The 16,546-nt window shown below is 51.6% G+C and carries 19 protein-coding genes; 7 read left to right on the top strand and 12 right to left on the bottom strand.

The genetic code is table 11. From position 1 onward, the window contains the following. Positions 1-161 precede the first annotated feature (161 nt). The 3 genes from K7397_RS11350 (at position 162) to K7397_RS11340 (ending at position 2,094) form a co-directional block, all read left to right on the top strand. Complete coding sequence (locus K7397_RS11350; RefSeq protein ID WP_223068073.1) at positions 162-482, top strand: carboxymuconolactone decarboxylase family protein; 321 nt, start codon at positions 162-164, stop codon at positions 480-482. Positions 483-502: 20 nt separating this feature from the next. Beyond that, on the top strand, positions 503-898 hold the full coding sequence (locus tag K7397_RS11345; protein WP_223068072.1) for a cupin domain-containing protein: 396 nt from the start codon (positions 503-505) through the stop codon (positions 896-898). A 290-nt stretch (positions 899-1,188) separates the two neighbouring features. Next, positions 1,189-2,094 (top strand): hypothetical protein, encoded by a 906-nt coding sequence (locus K7397_RS11340; RefSeq protein ID WP_223068071.1) that lies wholly within the window; start codon positions 1,189-1,191, stop codon positions 2,092-2,094. Positions 2,095-2,213: 119 nt separating this feature from the next. On the opposite strand, the gene cysW is transcribed toward K7397_RS11340, so the two are convergent. The 4 genes from cysW to K7397_RS11320 all read right to left on the bottom strand — a co-directional run bounded on the left by cysW (position 2,214) and on the right by K7397_RS11320 (position 6,503). Continuing rightward, entirely contained in the window at positions 2,214-3,077 is an 864-nt protein-coding gene (gene cysW / locus K7397_RS11335; RefSeq protein ID WP_223068070.1) for a sulfate ABC transporter permease subunit CysW, read from the bottom strand. 134 nt (positions 3,078-3,211) lie between these two features. Next, positions 3,212-4,045, bottom strand: coding sequence for a sulfate ABC transporter permease subunit CysT (gene cysT, locus K7397_RS11330; RefSeq protein ID WP_223068069.1), 834 nt, complete (start codon positions 4,043-4,045; stop codon positions 3,212-3,214). Positions 4,046-4,094: 49 nt separating this feature from the next. Next, positions 4,095-5,138, bottom strand: coding sequence for a sulfate ABC transporter substrate-binding protein (locus K7397_RS11325; protein ID WP_223068068.1), 1,044 nt, complete (start codon positions 5,136-5,138; stop codon positions 4,095-4,097). A 300-nt stretch (positions 5,139-5,438) separates the two neighbouring features. Continuing rightward, positions 5,439-6,503: a lactonase family protein gene (locus K7397_RS11320; protein WP_223068067.1), complete on the bottom strand. Its 1,065-nt coding sequence runs from the start codon at positions 6,501-6,503 to the stop codon at positions 5,439-5,441. A gap of 259 nt (positions 6,504-6,762) precedes the next feature. Between K7397_RS11320 and K7397_RS11315 the strand changes: the two genes are divergently transcribed. Then, positions 6,763-7,248, top strand: a complete 486-nt coding sequence (locus K7397_RS11315) for a CcdC family protein (RefSeq protein WP_223068117.1) — start codon at positions 6,763-6,765, stop codon at positions 7,246-7,248. Positions 7,249-7,471: 223 nt separating this feature from the next. Here the strand turns inward: K7397_RS11315 and K7397_RS11310 are convergent, their stop codons facing one another. From K7397_RS11310 to K7397_RS11300, 3 genes are read right to left on the bottom strand one after another with little or no spacing between them, the layout of a single operon-like run. Next, entirely contained in the window at positions 7,472-8,458 is a 987-nt protein-coding gene (locus tag K7397_RS11310) for an ABC transporter permease (RefSeq protein WP_237690862.1), read from the bottom strand. Positions 8,459-8,471: 13 nt separating this feature from the next. After that, positions 8,472-9,953 (bottom strand): sugar ABC transporter ATP-binding protein, encoded by a 1,482-nt coding sequence (locus tag K7397_RS11305; protein ID WP_237690861.1) that lies wholly within the window; start codon positions 9,951-9,953, stop codon positions 8,472-8,474. After that, complete coding sequence (locus K7397_RS11300; protein ID WP_223068065.1) at positions 9,953-11,128, bottom strand: sugar ABC transporter substrate-binding protein; 1,176 nt, start codon at positions 11,126-11,128, stop codon at positions 9,953-9,955. Before K7397_RS11300 ends, K7397_RS11305 begins: the two co-directional genes overlap by 1 nt. Before the next feature lie 209 nt (positions 11,129-11,337). Between K7397_RS11300 and K7397_RS11295 the strand changes: the two genes are divergently transcribed. Further along, a complete protein-coding gene (locus K7397_RS11295; protein ID WP_223068064.1) occupies positions 11,338-11,724 on the top strand; it encodes a VOC family protein in 387 nt (128 codons plus the stop codon). Between the two features lie 87 nt (positions 11,725-11,811). On the opposite strand, the gene K7397_RS11290 is transcribed toward K7397_RS11295, so the two are convergent. Together K7397_RS11290 and K7397_RS11285 are read right to left on the bottom strand one after the other, a co-directional pair. Continuing rightward, positions 11,812-12,048 carry a cold-shock protein gene (locus K7397_RS11290; protein WP_223068063.1) on the bottom strand — a complete coding sequence of 79 codons (237 nt, stop codon included), beginning with the start codon at positions 12,046-12,048 and terminating at the stop codon, positions 11,812-11,814. Between the two features lie 75 nt (positions 12,049-12,123). After that, complete coding sequence (locus K7397_RS11285) at positions 12,124-12,324, bottom strand: cold-shock protein (RefSeq protein ID WP_223068062.1); 201 nt, start codon at positions 12,322-12,324, stop codon at positions 12,124-12,126. Between the two features lie 357 nt (positions 12,325-12,681). Between K7397_RS11285 and nfsA the strand changes: the two genes are divergently transcribed. Both nfsA and K7397_RS11275 read left to right on the top strand, forming a co-directional pair. Continuing rightward, positions 12,682-13,434, top strand: a complete 753-nt coding sequence (gene nfsA, locus K7397_RS11280; protein ID WP_223068061.1) for an oxygen-insensitive NADPH nitroreductase — start codon at positions 12,682-12,684, stop codon at positions 13,432-13,434. An 88-nt stretch (positions 13,435-13,522) separates the two neighbouring features. Further along, positions 13,523-14,059 carry a DUF2062 domain-containing protein gene (locus tag K7397_RS11275; RefSeq protein WP_337926713.1) on the top strand — a complete coding sequence of 179 codons (537 nt, stop codon included), beginning with the start codon at positions 13,523-13,525 and terminating at the stop codon, positions 14,057-14,059. 38 nt (positions 14,060-14,097) lie between these two features. Here the strand turns inward: K7397_RS11275 and K7397_RS11270 are convergent, their stop codons facing one another. The 3 genes from K7397_RS11270 to K7397_RS11260 are packed head-to-tail and all read right to left on the bottom strand — an operon-like array spanning position 14,098 to position 16,333. Further along, positions 14,098-14,541, bottom strand: coding sequence for a FixH family protein (locus tag K7397_RS11270; RefSeq protein WP_223068059.1), 444 nt, complete (start codon positions 14,539-14,541; stop codon positions 14,098-14,100). After that, positions 14,538-15,350: an ABC transporter ATP-binding protein gene (locus K7397_RS11265; RefSeq protein WP_237690857.1), complete on the bottom strand. Its 813-nt coding sequence runs from the start codon at positions 15,348-15,350 to the stop codon at positions 14,538-14,540. The genes K7397_RS11270 and K7397_RS11265 overlap by 4 nt, the downstream gene beginning before the upstream one ends. Then, positions 15,323-16,333 (bottom strand): ABC transporter permease, encoded by a 1,011-nt coding sequence (locus K7397_RS11260; protein WP_223068058.1) that lies wholly within the window; start codon positions 16,331-16,333, stop codon positions 15,323-15,325. The genes K7397_RS11265 and K7397_RS11260 overlap by 28 nt, the downstream gene beginning before the upstream one ends. Positions 16,334-16,546: the final 213 nt, after the last annotated feature.

Genomic DNA, 16,546 nt, shown 5'->3' with positions numbered 1-16,546 from the left:
AATACAGCTAGACTTTACAACTTAAAGTTAACTTTAAGTCAAGGCAACACCATTCCCAAGTTGTAACTTTATTCGATGTTTTATTTCTTGCGTTAAAGTTTACTTTAAGGCCTATACTTAATCGCGAACAAAAGAAAAATAGGATGGAGGAAAGGACTTATATGGCAGAAAAACAAACAGCGGGACGAGATTTACTAGGAGAATTCGCGCCAAAATTTGCTGAACTTAACGATGATGTCTTATTCGGTGAAGTTTGGTCAAGAGAGAAAGAATTATCTCCTCGCGATCGCAGTATGATCACAGTTTCTGCATTAATCGCTGGAGGAAACTTTGAGCAATTAACACCACATCTTCAAAAAGCGAAGGCAAACGGAATAACAAAAGATGAAATTGCCGAAATCATTACTCATCTTTCGTTCTATGCAGGATGGCCCAAAGCTTGGTCAGCATTTAACATTGCCAAAGAAATCTATAAAAATTAAAAGAAAGCAGGAATTAAAATATGGCATATGAAGAATTAAGCAATAGCACAATCTTTCCATTGGGACAAAAAGTTGAAGCAAACTTTATCGGGGATGCTTACTTACAAATGGTGTTTACCGATGCGACACCCCTCAATGCACCCATCGGGAATGTAACCTTTGCTCCAGGAGCTCGAAATAACTGGCACTCTCATAAAATTGGACAAGTTTTATTAGTTACAGGGGGTGAGGGTTGGTATCAAGAAGAAGGAAAACCAGCTCAACTTCTCAAAAAGGGGGATGTGGTGAATATTCCTCCGCATGTAAAACATTGGCATGGCGCTACAAAAAACAGTTGGTTTGTGCACTTAGCAATTACGCCGGGAGAAACGGATTGGTTAGAACCTGTCGATGATGAAACCTATAAAAAATTATAAAAATTAACGCATCGAGTCAATTGATTCGATGCGTTATTCTTTCTATGTGATAGTGGAAGTACCCAAATTCAATACTTCGGTGTTTTCTAATGCCATCAAATTTGGAGAAAGCAAGACCAGGTTAAGGGTTTTATATCTGGACCAGACGAGTCACCTTCTCCTTTTTGGACATTATGTACTTATCGGCTTAATTGGCTGCTGTATTTACCCAAGTTAGGCCTGCCGCTGCTTGAATTTATATCCTCTTGTGTGCAATAGTGGAAGAAGTAAAATCAAGAGGAGTGAGCTTGGTGTTCCTTACGGATTGGCTTAGTTGGATGGATCATTATCCGCTGCGGGCCGCTGCGGCGCTTACGGCCGCTGTGCTGTTCGCGTGGCTGTACTTGGCTTCACAGCGTTCATGGAGGAAGGCGGACGAGGCCAGGGCGGCAAGGCTGCTGGAAAGCTTGCGTCTGTACGGAGCTGCGGAACATGCGCTGCGGATTCTGCCCTCGGATGATGAAGGCATGCAGAATGAACCGCTGCCGGAGGATGAACGGACAGGCAGTCTTCTGTCCTGTCTTGCAGCCCCTTACATAACGCCCGATTTGCGTTCCCAAATCGGCGCCTACTTGCAGGATTTCGACGCCGCACGCCTTGCGCTGCTGCGCCGGACCTTAAGCCGCGAAGCTTCGCGCCTTGCGGCCGAGCACCTGAAGCTGCTGAACGCCTGCGAGCAGCCCGGCTGGGGCCGCACGCTCTGGCGGCAGCTTCGCCCCGCCCTGCCGTTCGCCTTCCTCACGGCAGGAATCCTGCTCTGCGCCTGGCTGGCGCAGGCGCTGTACGAGCTGCCGGCGCCAGCCAGCGCCGGCTACGGATGGGACCTCGCCTGCACGCTGGCTCGCTTTGTTTCGGGCCTGTTCTCGCTTCTTATGTTCGGACAGGCCCTCCTGGTAAACCGCAGGCCGGCCCCGGGCAGCGGCCTGCTCCGCGGGCTGGCGGCTGTAATCGCCGCCCTGTTCCTGGTCCATCTCGCCGGCGCGGAAGCCGCGCCTTATACGCTCGCCGCACAGCTGCTGCTGTTCTTGCTCGGATTTCGCTGGACCGACGGCAAGCCGCGCAAAGCGCGGCCCTTCCCCGGCCATTATGACCCGGCAGGGTCAGAGGAAGCTCCCGCTTCTGCGGAGGAGCCCCCTCCTTCGAAGCCAACTCCTTGATGCGCGGGAGACGGGCCGAAGGAGAAGGGGAGCTCCCTCGCACAGCCAAAAAAACGGATTCAGCAGCCCGCCCGGGATGGAGCGGCTTGCCGAATCCGTTTTTCATAATTTGGACGAAATTAATGGGCATGCTTTCGGGTGAACCACGCCTTCAGCACAAGGGTGACGAGCGCAAGCAGAAGCAGCAGGGACGCCACCGCAAATGACGCGGAAAACTGATACTCGTTGTACAAGATTTCAACATGCAGCGGCAGCGTGTTCGTTTCGCCGCGGATATGTCCGGAGACAACCGACACCGCCCCGAATTCTCCCATCGCTCTCGCATTGCAGAGAATAATGCCATAGAGCAAACCCCACTTGATATTCGGCAGCGTAATGTGCCAGAATACCTTCCAGCCTTTGGCGCCAAGCGTCACCGCAGCCTCTTCCTCCTGCTGTCCCTGGTCTTCCATCAGCGGAATGAGCTCACGGGCCACAAACGGAAAAGTTATAAACAGCGTGGCCAGAATAATGCCGGGCAGGGCGAACACAATTTGAATATTATGGTCATCAAGCCAGGTGCCGAACCACCCTCTTTTGCCGTAAACGAGCACGTACATCAAGCCGCCGATCACCGGTGATACGGAAAAAGGCAGATCAATCAGCGTAACGAGCAGCTGCTTGCCGCGGAATCTGAACTTGGTGATCGCCCAGGCGGCGGCAATGCCGAACAAGGTGTTCAGAGGTACGGTTATGAAAGCCACCAGCAGAGTAAGGCGCAGGGCCGATAATGCATCCGGATCGGTGATGCTTGCAGCGTAGACCTCCCAGCCTTTCTTAAACGCTTCGGCTATAACAACCAGCAACGGAAGAACTACCAGCCATAGCATAACCAGTCCGGCAAGGGTGATCAGGGTCCATTTCACCCAGGTGGACTCGGACAGCGCCTGATTGCGGGAAACCTGCCGGGCTTTGGCCTGAACAGCCGGAACAGTGCCTGCCATCAATGATTACCTCCTAAAAGTTTTGTATAGCATCAGCTTCCTTGTTCTAACTTCGTTCTAACTTCATCAAAACTGGCTTCGAAAGCATAAGCTTAGCAGTTTAACCATCTCATGCAACCTTGCCTGTAAGCATACTAGCGTGCGCTTTTGCGCATCCAGCGCTGCAGCAGGTTTGTCGCCAGCAGCAGCAGGAAGGAAATGAGCAGCAGAATGATCGCGACTGCCGTAGCTCCCGCATAATCGAACCTTTCCAGCTTGGACATAATCAGAAGCGGAGCGATTTCCGTCTTCATGGGCATGTTGCCGGATATGAATACGACGGACCCGTATTCGCCGATCCCCCGGGCAAATGCCAGAGCGAAGCCGGTCAGGAGCGGGGGAGCCAACTGCGGAAGAATGACGGAGCCAAACGTCCGCAGACGGCTGGAACCGAGCGTTGCCGCAGCCTCCTCCACATCCGCTTCCAGCTCCTGAAGCACCGGTTGAACCGTTCTGACTACAAACGGAATCCCGATAAACATCAAGGCGATAATGATGCCGAGCGGCGTAAAAGCCACCTTGATGCCGAGCGGCTCGAGCAAAGAGCCGATCCAGCCGTTATTCGCATAAATCGCCGTCAGGGAAACTCCGGCAACTGCCGTCGGCAGGGCGAACGGAAGATCCACCAGCGCGTCGAATATGCTTTTGCCGGGAAATGTATACCGGACCAGCACCCAAGCCAGCAGCAATCCGAGTACGGTATCAACCAGCGCTGCCGCGGCTGCGGTTAAAAAGCTGACCCTGTAGGAAGCGATAACCCTCGGGTCGGTAGCCACGCCCCAAAATTTCTCCCAGGTCAGGCCCGTTGAATTGAATAACAGAGCTGATAGTGGAATAAGTACGACGAGGCTCAAATAGAGTATCGTGTAGCCCAGCGTTAACCCAAAGCCGGGCAGTACCCCCCTATTTGATGCTGTTGCTGTCTTCATCTTAGGCACCCTTTCTGTTGAGGTTGAGAATTTGGAGCGGGCTCCTTACTTACTGGCCGGGCGTGTAGATCTGGTCAAAGATTCCGCCTTCACTGAAATGTTCCTTCTGAGCTTTGGCCCAGCCGCCAAATTCATCGTCTATCGTGTACAGCTTGATATCTTGAAACTCGTCTTTGTACTTTTCTTTCACGCTTTCGAGGGTAGGGCGATAGAAGTTCTCGGCTGCGATCGTCTGCCCCTCTTCGGAATACAGGTATTGCAGGTAAGCTTCTGCAGCCTCCCGGGTACCCTTCTTGTCGACATTTTTGTCCACGACCGCTACCGGAGGCTCAGCCAAAATGCTTTCCGAAGGATATACGATTTCGAATTTATCCGGTCCAAGCTCTTTGAGGGACAGCAGCGCTTCATTCTCCCACGCGATCAGAACATCGCCGATTCCGCGCTCCACAAAAGTAGTGGTCGCTCCCCGGGCACCGGTATCCAGAACGGGAACATGCTCGAACAGCTTCTTGACAAACTCCTTGGCTTTATCCTGGTCGCCGTTGTTTTGATGCAGCGCGTAATCCCAGGCGGCGAGATAATTCCAGCGTGCGCCTCCAGAAGTTTCCGGATTCGGGGTAATGACCTCTACACCGTCCTTGATCAGGTCATTCCAGTCTTTAATGCCTTTCGGATTTCCCTTTCTGACCAGCAGTACAATCGTAGATGTATAGGGCGAACTGTTATGTTCAAATTTGCTCTGCCAGCCCTCATTGATCTGGCCTTCCTTTTGGATCGCGTCAATATCATAGCCCAGAGCCAGTGTAACTACGTCGGCATTCAGGCCGTCAATCACCGCACGGCTTTGCTTGCCCGAGCCGCCATGGGACTGCTTGATGGTCACTTCCTGACCGGTCTTGTTCTTCCAGTAAGCGGCAAATGCCTTATTGTAATTCTCGTATAATTCCCTTGTCGGATCGTAGGAAACGTTTAGCAGTTCAATCTTCTTGCTGTCTGACCCCGCCTCTTTGTCTCCGGAGCCGCAAGCCGTAACCGCCACGGCCAAACTAAAAACCAGACTAATCAGAATTCCCTTTCTTAACCCTTTCTTCACAGTATCACCCCTCTAAAGCAATAAATTGGTTTTGAAAAAAGAGATGAAGGTTCGCGTCTTCCAGGGTCAAACCAGGCTGCGCCCGTGTCTGCCAGGCAAGATGCTTACCTCCATCTTGATTGAAAAACTTTCCTGTATTAATCCTACCTGTTTAGTATGTTATATCTGACATTTTATAGTTGTATTTGTCTCGTGTCAAACCTTTTCTATCTGAAATGTATGATTTTTTTATATGGTTTATGAACCTAATACCAAAAAGCCGCTCTGCCAGGCAGAAGCGGCTCTATTATGGCTTCGGGTTTAACGCAAGCCTTCCCAGCCCGCAATGCAGACCGGTTTGGGTACAGGCAGCGTGAATCCGGTTTCGCTTAGCGCTCCGGTTTCCGGATCGACGAAGAACGAAACGATCACATCGCTGTCCTGGTTCGCGGCAAGCAGCAGGCCATTCGGAGTAAGCGCAAAGTTCCGCGGTCCGGCTCCTCCGCTGCGAAACCATTCCGGCTCGGACAGCTCGCCCGTGGCGGAATCGATTCTGAAGCGTACAATGCTGTCAAATCCGCGGTTCGATCCGTACAGAAAACGCCCGCATAAAGAGACGTGAATGTCTGCCGCCGTGCATTCCCGGTTAATGTGTTCCGGCAGCGCGGAAATATGCTGCAGAGGCGTTAAATCGCCTTCCTGCCCATGATAGGCATAGAGCGTAACCGTGTTGTTCAGCTCATTGATGCCGTAGGCCCATTTTTCCGATGGATGAATGACAAAATGGCGCGGTCCCGCTCCGGGCGGAAGGGAAACCTCCTTATGGATTACAAGCCGCCCTTCCTCCAGCCGGTAGATCACGATCCGATCCAACCCCAAATCCGAGACGTACACATATTTCCCTTGCCGATCCGGTATAGCGGAATGGGGATGCGCCTTCTCCTGCCGTCTTGGATTCGGTCCGCTGCCGGTATGCTGAATGCGCGAAGCGGTTTTGCCGATTGCCCCTTCGGCGTCCGGCAAATAACTGCTCACCTGCCCTCCCGTATAGTTGACGGTCACCAGGACATTTGCGGGCGAATAGGCGATGTGGCACGGATGCTCGCCGCCGGTGTTTTCCCGGCTTAACTCCTTGAGCTGCCCCTCCGGAGAAATCCGGTAGCTGACCGCTTCGCCCTCGTCAGTTTCCGTCACGGCATAAAGCGTCCGGCCGTCCTGATGAAGAGCCAGAAACGACGGATTTTCGATTCCGGACGTACTGCTGATTAGTTTCATTTCTCCGCTCTCCGGGTTTACCCCGGCCAAATGAATGCCCGGCTTATCAGCCGGCGAGTAAGAGCCTATGTAGAATAACCAATCCTGACTATTTTTCACATTCGAATCCATGGTACTGCACCCCTTCTCCTTGTGTTCTGCGACGAACCTATGAACCTATATAAGCCTGCACAAATGATTGAATCATGTGTCACTGCGAAGATGGATAGTTCCTTAAGGTCGCTGTTCCCCCCGGATTTCTTTGAATAAGCCTCTTTTACATATTATATTATATTCTGAAACAGGAAGTCCCAAGGCAGGATATGCTATAATGGTTGCATTCGAAATCCATGTATAGAGAGGAAGACCCCAGGTGGATGTCAATAATCTGATGACTCCCGCAACCTTAAGAATAGTGGTTACGCTCTGCACCGTGGCGTTCGCGTTAACCGTTATTTTTGTACGCCTTAAAGCCAGCAGCCGGCCTGTTACCGTGAAAAAAATAGTCATGCCGCCGATCGGCATGGCGACAGGTGCGCTGATGTTTGTATATCCTCCCACGCATATTCCGTTCTGGTGGGGGCTGGCAGCTTTTGCTGCGGGCTGGCTGTTCTTTTCTTATCCGCTGATCCGGACCACAAAATTCGAAGTCAAAGGCGGCGAAGTATTCGCCCAGCGGTCTCCCGGATTTGCCTTTATTCTGCTCGGCCTGCTTGCTGTACGGCTAATCCTGCATGAGTTCATCCAGGAATATGTCAGCATTCCGCAAACCGGCGGCCTGTTCTTTCTGCTCGCCTTCGGTATGATTACCCGCTGGAGGTTATTTATGCTGAAGGAATATCATCTGATTACCGGAAAACAGGCTACCCCCGAGTAAAGCCCATTCTTCGAATAAGCAGCCGGCGGGCAAAATATAAGCCGCTTCGCTGTCCAAGCATCCTTGGCGGCAAAGCGGCTTTATTGTTGAGGCAGTCCGCCAGGGACTGCCCTCTTTCATTTTTATCTAATCTGGTCGAAGGCATCGCTGAACCAGGCCATACGCCTGACGTCAAGCTGTTATGGCGTTTCGAAAGACGGCGAAGCCTCCCGGTTTTCCGGTTCTACGCTTTCTTGTCCCTGCGCAGGAACGAAAAAGCGAGCGCCAGCACCAGAATGGACCCTTTCACGATATCCTGGGCGAAATACGGAACGTTCATCATCGTAAGCCCGTTCAACAGCACGCCGATGAGTATGGAGCCCAGCAGCGTACCGATAACGCTCGGTTTCTTCTCGCCGAACAAGGCGTAGCCAATATACGCCGCCGCTACCGCGTCCATTAGAAGCGGGGCTCCGGCCGATACCTGGCCCGTTCCGATCCGGCTCGTCAGGACGATTCCGCCGACGGCTGCAAGGAGTCCGCTGAGTACGTATGCGAGCACCCGGTAACGGTTGACCGGAATGCCGAACAAATTGGCGGCCTCCGGATTGCCGCCGACCATGTACATATGGCGCCCTATCGTTGTTCTTTCCAGAAACAAGTGCGCAAGGAGCACGATCAGCAGCATCAGAATGACCGCTACCGGAATGCCGAGCAGTTCTCCCTGGCCGATGAACAGGAAAGACGGAATGAAGCGCCCCGTTGCCGCGCCGTTATCCAGCGCCATTCCTTCGTAAATGGTGTATCCTTTGGTATATGTCAGCTGAATGCCGTTCACAATGTACATCACGGCCAGCGTTGCGAGCAAGTCCGGCAGTTTGACTTTCACAACCAGGAAGGCGTTGAACAAGCCTACCGCCACCCCGCATAGCAGCGGAACAAGCAGCGTCACGAACAGCTCCTGGCGATGAAGGACCAAGGCCGAAGCCGCCGCAATCGTGGCCAGGCTGGTGGTCGATCCGACCGATACATCAAATCCGTCCACAACAAGACTGAACGTTACGCCGAGAGCAAGAAAAGTCGTCACCGATATAGCCTTCAAAATATCCTTCAGGTTGTTGTAAGTCAAGAAGTGCTCATTCACAATGGAGAAAAATACGACAACGCCGATTACCGTAATGACGGCTCCATAGCGGAACAAATAGGCGCCAAGCGGCTTTCCGCCCCTCAGGGGGCGCGCTATCTCAATCGTTTCCAACAAATTCAACCTCCTTATCCGCTGCCAGCAGCAGCTCTTCCAGGGTAAGCTCGTGCGCTTCCCGTTCCTCTACGATCTCTCCGCCGGACAAAATGACTATCCGGTCCGATATCCGCAGCGCCTCATCCGGCTCCGCCGTCAAATACAGCACCGAGGTTCCCTGCTCGGCGAGCGATTCAATCATTTGAAATATGGTCTCTTTGGCAGCCACATCGATGCCTTTCATCGGCTCATCAAATAGCGCCAGCTCCCTGCCCTGGGCAAACCACTTCGCGATCGCCACCTTTTGCTGATTGCCGCCGCTCAGTCTGCCGACTTTGTATTCCGGCGATTCGGGTCGAATGGCGAAGGAAGAGATTAAATTCCGGCTGTAATCCGTCTCCTTGCGTTTTGAAATCCAGCCTTGGAAAGAAAGCGCCAGATGAGTCCGGATATCCTCCTTCTTCCAGATCCCCTGCCTGCCCCGTTCCTCCGGAATAAAGGCTAGCCCCGCCTTCACCGCCTGAAGCGAGCTTCCGATCCGCCGAGTCGTCCCTTTCACCTGAGCCTGATAAGGGCGGCGCAAGCCGAACAGTGTCTCGGCAAGCGAAGTTTTGCCGCTGCCCAGCAGGCCGAACACCGTAACAATTTCGCCTTTCCCGATCCGCAGTGACACAGGCTTCGCGTCCCGATGAAGCCGAAGACCGTTCACCGCAAATTGCACTTCGTCAAACGCCTTGTCCTTCCGCTCTTTCCGGATGACGGCAGATTCGCCGTTCGTCATTTTCTCAACTATGTTCTCCAGGGTTACTTTGGACGCCTCCTCCTCAAGAACGGCAGAGCCGCCCCGCAGCACGGTGATCCGGTCCGACAGCGCCATCACCTCGTGCAGCTTATGGGAGACAAAGACGATCCCTATTCCTTGCTCCCGAAGCTTGCGCACCGTTGCGTAGAAGCGCTCCGCTTCGCGCGGATCGAAGGAAGCCGTAGGCTCGTCCAGCAGCAGATACTTGGCCTCATTCGTGACCGCCCGGATGAGGGAGAGCATCTGCTTCTCATAAAGGGACAACAGACGGACCGGTTTGTCGACATCAAGTTCAAGTCCGTACTCGGCAAGAAGCTGACGGGCCCGCAGCCGGTTCGCTTTCTTGGGAAACAGAACCGCTTTCTCTTTCTTGAGCAGCGCGACAGTCAAATTTTCGTGAACGGACAATTGCGGTACAAGCCCGCGGTCCACTTCCTGTGTCAGGAAGACGACCCCATGAGCTGCCGCGTCTGCCGGACTTTTGAAGACGACAGGCTTTCCGTCAATGACTACGTTCCCTTCCTTGGGCGAAAAAACGCCGGCGGCGATATGAAGCAGCGTGCTTTTCCCGGCTCCATTCATGCCGAGGAGGGCATGCACCTCCCCTTTTCGAACGGTAAATGACACATTATGAAGCACAGGTCCGGCTCCGAAATCCTGTCCGATGCCACCCAGCTCCAGCATCACTTTTTCGCACCCTTCTCAAGCTCCGTCATCCATGGAGAGCGGGCTTCGTTGGAATCACCCCAACCCGGTACGTATTTTCCCAGATCGGCAAAAGAAATTTTCTCTTTGGGAAGCGCGGCCCGCTCAACCAGGTGCGGTTCAATAGATACATCCTCCGGCACCTTCTCGCCGGCTATTTTCTGGTAAGCAAGTCTTGCCTGGATTTCTCCTACATTCCCCGGGTTCGTTGCGGAAGCCGCCACCCAAGGGCTGTTCGCTTCCTTAAGCAATGGAAGCTCCTCGTCAGTGAGGTCGATTCCGTACACCTTAATATCCGTGCGTCCGGCCTGCTTCAAGGCTTGAAGCGCCCCGCGTGTGAATTCGTTCCAGTTGGAGTAGATCGCCTGAAGCTCTCCCTCTTTAGGGAACTTCTTAAGCAAAGCCTCTACCTGAGCCTGCGTATCGAGCGATGTATTGGACGTAACGCTGCCAAAGCGCGCCACCTCCTTGATTCCCGGATACCGCTTGTAGAATGCATCGATCATCACCTGTCTCCGCTCCATTGGCAGATAGCCCGCAACCCACAGCACAGCAATGTTGCCTTTCCCGTTCAAATCGCCGGCCATTTTCTTCAGCGACTGCCAGGCAAGCAGGTAATCGTCCTGGTTGATGGAAGACACTCCGGGCAAGCTGAGATCCGTATCATAGGCCACCACGGGAATTCCGGCAGCTACAGCCTTTTTCACGGCAGGCTCGAGCGCCTGTGCCGTACCGTTGTTCACCAGAATCGCGTCGACCTTCTCATTGATGGCCGTTTCGATATTGGAAGCCATTTTGGACAGATCGTTGCCCGAATCATAAATTTTCAATTCGCCGCCGAAGGCGTCTACCTGCTTCTGAACCCCTTTGTTATAAGCATTGAAGAACGAACCCGAAGTAATGCGGGTAACCAGCGCGATCTTAACCGGGTTCTTCAGCTTGTCCGGCAGCTCTGTACTGGAACCGGTACCGGATTGTCCTGTTTCCGCCGGTGAGGACGCTGGCTGTGCGGATGCATCCGCTGAAGCACCCGTACCGGAATTCGAAGCACTCTGATTCGCTGCGGACGATGCAGCGGGGCTTCCTTGCTCATTCGAGCAGGCAGAAAGCAGCACAAATACTAAAATCAAAACAACACTAAACCATTTTTTCATGTTTCTCCCCCGTTCATAATTACCGATTATTCCAAGCACGTTAGTTTGAAATTGATTACCATTTTAGGAGCCTTGGATATGTCTGTCAACACAAAATTTTAACAATTTAAATCGATAAACTCATAAATCCTACTTGACAAATCAGTTTATATGTTTTTATGATCATTTCAACTCATTCAACATTTCATTTTAAGGAGCGCGGTTTAGTTATGGGATTTAAAAAAGTTGACCACGTCGGCGTTGTCGTACGCGATCTTGAAGCAACCCTAACGTTTTATACGGAAGTGCTTGGCTTGGAATTGAAGGAACGGTTCACGCATACGAACGGGGTATTTGAGCTCGCTCTTCTCGGGTTTGGCGGCAGTGACGAAACCGAAATCGAGCTGATTCAGGGGTATAGCGACAAGCTTCCGTCAGAAGCCACAGTCCACCATTTCGCAATTACTGTGGACGACATTGAGCAGGAGTTCAGCCGTCTCAAATCTATAGATCACGTGGAATTTGTTGATCAGGAGATTACGACTCTGCCGAACGGATATAAATACTTCTTCATTTATGGACCTGAGAAGGAATGGATTGAACTGTTTCAAAGATAATTTTTATAAATACGGGTGTAAATGAAAAAAACCGCAGTGAGCCACATCATACGTGACCCCTGCGGTTGTTGTTAAAGCTGCAGAAACTTAAGACTGCTGAATGGAAACACCCTTTTTGAGGGCCTTCATTTCGGTGTTGTTATTGACCAGAAGGGGAAGCACCTTGGTTCCCTTTTCCATTGATGCGGAGCATAAAGGACAAACGGGAGTGTAGTCAAACGTAAAGTTATCCCGCATCCAGCCATTGCAGCTTTCATTGGTGCATGACCAAATGGGCGTAGGCTCCTCGGGTATTTCCTCGAACGTTTTTTTACGGTAATTCATGATATCCCTCCTAGTTCAGAATAAAAGAAAACTGCCCTTAACCTTTCATGTTAAGGGCAGAATCCAAGCACACCATTACAGTTTTACAACGTTGTCCGCTTGCGGGCCGCGGTTGCCTTGTACGATGTTGAATTGAACGCGTTGACCTTCGTCCAACGTTTTGAAGCCTTCGCCGGTGATAGCGCTGAAATGTACGAATACATCGCTTCCGCCTTCAACTTCGATGAAACCGAAGCCTTTTTCCGCGTTAAACCATTTCACTGTACCAGTTTCCATGGGTAAGTTCCTCCTAATGTAAATTAACATGTTCCTTTTCAATTTCCCGCAGTGAACCTTAGCATCTCCCAAAGAGAGCGATTAAGATTTCATCTGACGATGCAAAAAAAAATTCACACATTGAAAAAAGCTCCATCTTCAAAGTGACACTCTTTTCAATATGTGAATATCGCTTCAAAACAGAAATGAATTAATCTCATTATAGCGCCTTTCCCAGAAAAAAGCAAATTCGGCGAAAACGACCAAGCCTTCCCAATGCTTGACGGGACGGGACACGATCCCGCTTCAAATAAGCCGCGTTTGCTTTCGCTTTGTTTCTTATTGTTTAATAAACAAGTGAAGGAGTTGATACGAAAGATGACATTCCCCAATGAAACGTTAAACGTGATCATGAATCATCGTTCTATTCGCAAATTCAGTGACCGGCCGGTCGACACGGCCACGCTGGAACAGATTGTCTCGGCCGGTCAAATGGCTTCAAGCTCAAGCCACGTTCAGGCTTACAGCGTAATTGCCGTTACCGATCCGGAGCGGAAGGCAGCTCTAGCGGAGATGTGCGGCGGACAGGCTTATGTACGGGAGTGCCCCGTCTTCCTTGTCTGGTGCGGTGATTTGCACCGGTTGAAAGACGCTGCAGCCCGTTATACGCCGGAGCTCGCTTCCTACGAGGGCTCGGCAGAGAACTTCATTATTGCAACGGTCGATACAGCGCTGGCTGCCCAAACCGCAGCGATCGCCGCGGAATCGCTCGGGCTCGGCATCGTATATATCGGCGGCATCCGCAACCGGATCGCCGAGGTTTCGCAGCTGCTGGAGCTTCCCGATCTGGTCTATCCGGTATTCGGCATGTGCCTGGGCTATCCGGACCAGTCGCCGATGAGCCGTCCGCGCCTGCCGGTACGGGCAGTGCTGCACATGAACCGTTTTGATGCGGCCACAGCGGACCGGGAGCTTGAGCCATATGACGAAACGATGGTTCAATATTTGTCCGAGCGGACAAACGGCACGAAGGATACTCCCTGGACCCGGTTAATGGCCGATAAATTAACACAGCCTGCCCGGCCCCATATGCGCGAGTATTTGCGAAGCCGCGGATTCAAGCTGGAGTAAGCACCCGGTAACCTCCCGGCTCCGGCTTATGATATAATCATATTTAAGATGAAAGCCTAAGTTGTTTCTTTGGACAGGAGCCTTAAACGTGAGAAAAAAAACAAGTTTTCCAAACCGATTATACAGAGCGTTCAAACTGAATTTTCTGCGTCTCTTCCGGACCCCCGGGGGCGTGAAGAAGATTTCGCTTGGATTCTCCATTGGCTTCGGCCTTGAAATGATCGTCATATCGACCGCCTGCCTCGTCTACCTGATTTTCTATCCGGTAGTCAAGCTTTCCGGCGGCTCCATGCCGGCAGCTATCATCGGCAATGTCGTCGGGAAGCTTACCTTCCTGCCGATCCTGTTGATGCCCTTGGCCAAAATGCTGGGGGAATGGATTTATCCCGCCGCTTCCGGATCCAGCAAAGTGAGGGAAGCCCGGATTCTGGATATTCTTCAGGGAGATTTCTCCGCTGTACAAGCTATTCTCCACGGCGGGCTGCACATCCTGATCGGGATGAGCATATTCGGCATCTTGTCTTCGGTCATTTCCTATTATGTAATCCAGTACTTCCATAACCGGAACGCGAAGAGACGGCTCGCCAAGCGCAGAAGAAGAATGATCGTATCCGAGTCAGCCTGACATAGAGGCTACAGCAATTTGCCTGGACGAAGACGCATCTATTTCACCTCGAATTGACCGGAAGCCATTTGCATTCGAGCGGCATTCTTGGGCGTCACATGCACGATAACATAATAAGAGCCCTTCTCCGCAAATGTTCCCCTTAAGACGTAGCTGTCCTTCTTGTCAAAGCTGGCAGCGGCTTGTAGGTGTTCGTCCGGATTTCCACCTGCTTTCCATATTTCAAATTGAACGGTGGCGTCCGTTACCGGCTGACTCTCTTTCGACACTTTGGCTGTGAGATTCACAGGACTATTGACAGTCACGTTGTCCGGACTAGTCGAAACCACGATTTGCAGCTGATCCCCTTCTTCCGCTTTCGCTGCATCCGCCGCAGCTGTCTTGGCACCAGGCTGTTCAGACGGATTCGCGGCGCTGCAGGCAGAGATCATGAGCAGAACCACCACTAACAGCAGCGCATGTATCCAAGATGGAAGTTTCAATTTGAAAGCTCCTTTCCCCCCTGCGGAACCAATTGAAAGGATTCCATAATTTGCGAGCGGTAACGGAAAAACGGCTGACTGTTTCGGGCTCGCGGTCTCGGCAAATCGATCGTCCATATTTCTTTGATTTGCGCAGGTCGAGGTGTCATTACGATAACTCTGTCGCTCAAATAGATGGCTTCATCAATATCATGGGTAACAAAGACGATCGTCGTGCCGCGATCTTGCCATATCCTTAGCAGTTCATCCTGCAAATTCATCCGGGTAAAAGCGTCCAGGGCTCCTAACGGCTCATCCAGAAGCAGAACTTTCGGATGATTTACCAAAGCTCGGGCAAGCGCTGCGCGTTGGGCCATCCCCCCTGAGAGGGCATGGGGATAGGCTTTCTCAAAGCCTTTCAGGCCGACGAGTTCAATAAAGGCGCTAACCTCCTCCGATTTGTGCTTGAGGATGCCGCGTGCATCGAGTCCGCTCGCCACGTTGTCCCATAAATTTTTCCATGGAAATAAAGTAGGGTCCTGAAAGACCAGTCCCCTCGTGTGATGGGTGCCCGTAATCGTTTCGCCGTCGACGGCAATGGTTCCCTCGGTTGCCTGATCAAGACCGGCGATCAGCCGAAGCAGCGTGGACTTGCCGCAGCCGCTCGGACCGATCAAGGAGATGAATTCTCCCGGCTCGATCCGGAGGTTCACATGATCCAGGGCGACCACGCTATCTCCTTCGCTGGTTTGAAAAGTTCGTCCGACTTGCTTGATATCTATTCTTCCGGATGAAGCGGCCCCTACCATTTGATCAACCCCTTTTGCCATACCAATACTTTATCCCTAGCCTTAAACAACAGCGTAATGATGCCTGAGAACAGCAGCGCCATGATGAAGAGAGCCGCGTATACCTTATAATATTCTCCCCAACCTTGCGCCCACGTAATGTAAAAGCCGAGTCCGGCTTTGACTCCCAGCATTTCAGCTACAATTAGCGTTACGAAGGAGGTCCCGGTGCCCATGAACAAGCCCGTGAAGATGCTCGGGAACGCCGCCGGAATGGCCACTTTGGCAATCAAGTATTTCTCATTGGCGCCGAGAGTTTTGGCCACCTCGAAATAGGATTTGTTCACGTTCGCGATTCCGGTCCATGTCATGACCGTAACCGGAAACCAGGAAGCGAGCACGAGCAAGAAGATGCTGGCCGTGAAGCTCGTTGGAAATATGACAAGCACGATTGGAATCCAAGCCGTTGATGGAATAGGACCTAGTATGCGAAGGACCGGATTTGCCCAATAGCGGAACCGCTGATTCCATCCCATCAAAATCCCCGTAATCAAGCCGAGAACAGTTCCGAGCGCAAAGCCGATAACCAACAATCGGAAGGAATAGACGGCGCTGATAGACAAATTGAAGAAATCGTTAATCAGCCCATCGAGCACTTTAACCTGTGAAGGAAAATACGGCATCGGGAAGAGAGCGAGCTTTTGCGTACACAATTCCCATAAGGCCGACAGCAAAAAGACAGCGCTGATCAATGGAGCCTGCTCACCCAATTTGTTGTCCCATCTGGTGCCAGGGCGAACGGAACCGATGGCAAAGCGGATGAAGTAATACACAAGGAAAATGGTCAGCACAATGCTGTAAACCTGATTCGAAGCTACCTTTTGTTGATCGGGGACAAACAGGTGCAGGAAAAGCGACAAGGCCACCGAGAGAGTCGGCAGCAGTTTTTTTAATCTGATTGCTTCCGCATTGAATATCCCTGCGCGTAAACGCTTATTCAATACGATGTTCTTGGCATTATCCATGATTAGCAGTGCCTCCTTCTTAAACTCAATAATATACATTAAATTCCCATCGGTTAAGTAAGATATTAGTATAGGATGAGCCGGCGGTCTAATCAATATTATTAATATCCTTATAGATAATCCCTGTATTGACTGGAAGTTTATGAGAGCCTATCCTATAATCAATTCCAAGAAATTCAGGAAATACATATTGGAATTATCGGATTAGTTGCC

Source organism: Paenibacillus caui (assembly GCF_019904135.1).
Taxonomy (GTDB): domain Bacteria; phylum Bacillota; class Bacilli; order Paenibacillales; family Paenibacillaceae; genus Fontibacillus; species Fontibacillus caui.
The sequence above is the reverse complement of the archived record's forward strand: the minus strand, read 5'-3'. Positions and strand labels throughout refer to the sequence as shown.

What these genes read in the sequence shown, in the direction of transcription:
- K7397_RS11350 (WP_223068073.1), top strand. Translation starts at nt 162, where the DNA reads ATGGCAGAAAAACAAACAGCGGGACGAGATTTACTAGGAGAATTCGCG.
- K7397_RS11345 (WP_223068072.1), top strand. Translation starts at nt 503, where the DNA reads ATGGCATATGAAGAATTAAGCAATAGCACAATCTTTCCATTGGGACAA.
- cysW (WP_223068070.1), bottom strand. Translation starts at nt 3,077, where the DNA reads ATGGCAGGCACTGTTCCGGCTGTTCAGGCCAAAGCCCGGCAGGTTTCC.
- cysT (WP_223068069.1), bottom strand. Translation starts at nt 4,045, where the DNA reads ATGAAGACAGCAACAGCATCAAATAGGGGGGTACTGCCCGGCTTTGGG.
- K7397_RS11320 (WP_223068067.1), bottom strand. Translation starts at nt 6,503, where the DNA reads ATGGATTCGAATGTGAAAAATAGTCAGGATTGGTTATTCTACATAGGC.
- K7397_RS11315 (WP_223068117.1), top strand. Translation starts at nt 6,763, where the DNA reads ATGACTCCCGCAACCTTAAGAATAGTGGTTACGCTCTGCACCGTGGCG.
- K7397_RS11305 (WP_237690861.1), bottom strand. Translation starts at nt 9,953, where the DNA reads ATGCTGGAGCTGGGTGGCATCGGACAGGATTTCGGAGCCGGACCTGTG.
- K7397_RS11300 (WP_223068065.1), bottom strand. Translation starts at nt 11,128, where the DNA reads ATGAAAAAATGGTTTAGTGTTGTTTTGATTTTAGTATTTGTGCTGCTT.
- K7397_RS11295 (WP_223068064.1), top strand. Translation starts at nt 11,338, where the DNA reads ATGGGATTTAAAAAAGTTGACCACGTCGGCGTTGTCGTACGCGATCTT.
- K7397_RS11290 (WP_223068063.1), bottom strand. Translation starts at nt 12,048, where the DNA reads ATGAATTACCGTAAAAAAACGTTCGAGGAAATACCCGAGGAGCCTACG.
- K7397_RS11285 (WP_223068062.1), bottom strand. Translation starts at nt 12,324, where the DNA reads ATGGAAACTGGTACAGTGAAATGGTTTAACGCGGAAAAAGGCTTCGGT.
- nfsA (WP_223068061.1), top strand. Translation starts at nt 12,682, where the DNA reads ATGACATTCCCCAATGAAACGTTAAACGTGATCATGAATCATCGTTCT.
- K7397_RS11265 (WP_237690857.1), bottom strand. Translation starts at nt 15,350, where the DNA reads ATGGCAAAAGGGGTTGATCAAATGGTAGGGGCCGCTTCATCCGGAAGA.
- K7397_RS11260 (WP_223068058.1), bottom strand. Translation starts at nt 16,333, where the DNA reads ATGGATAATGCCAAGAACATCGTATTGAATAAGCGTTTACGCGCAGGG.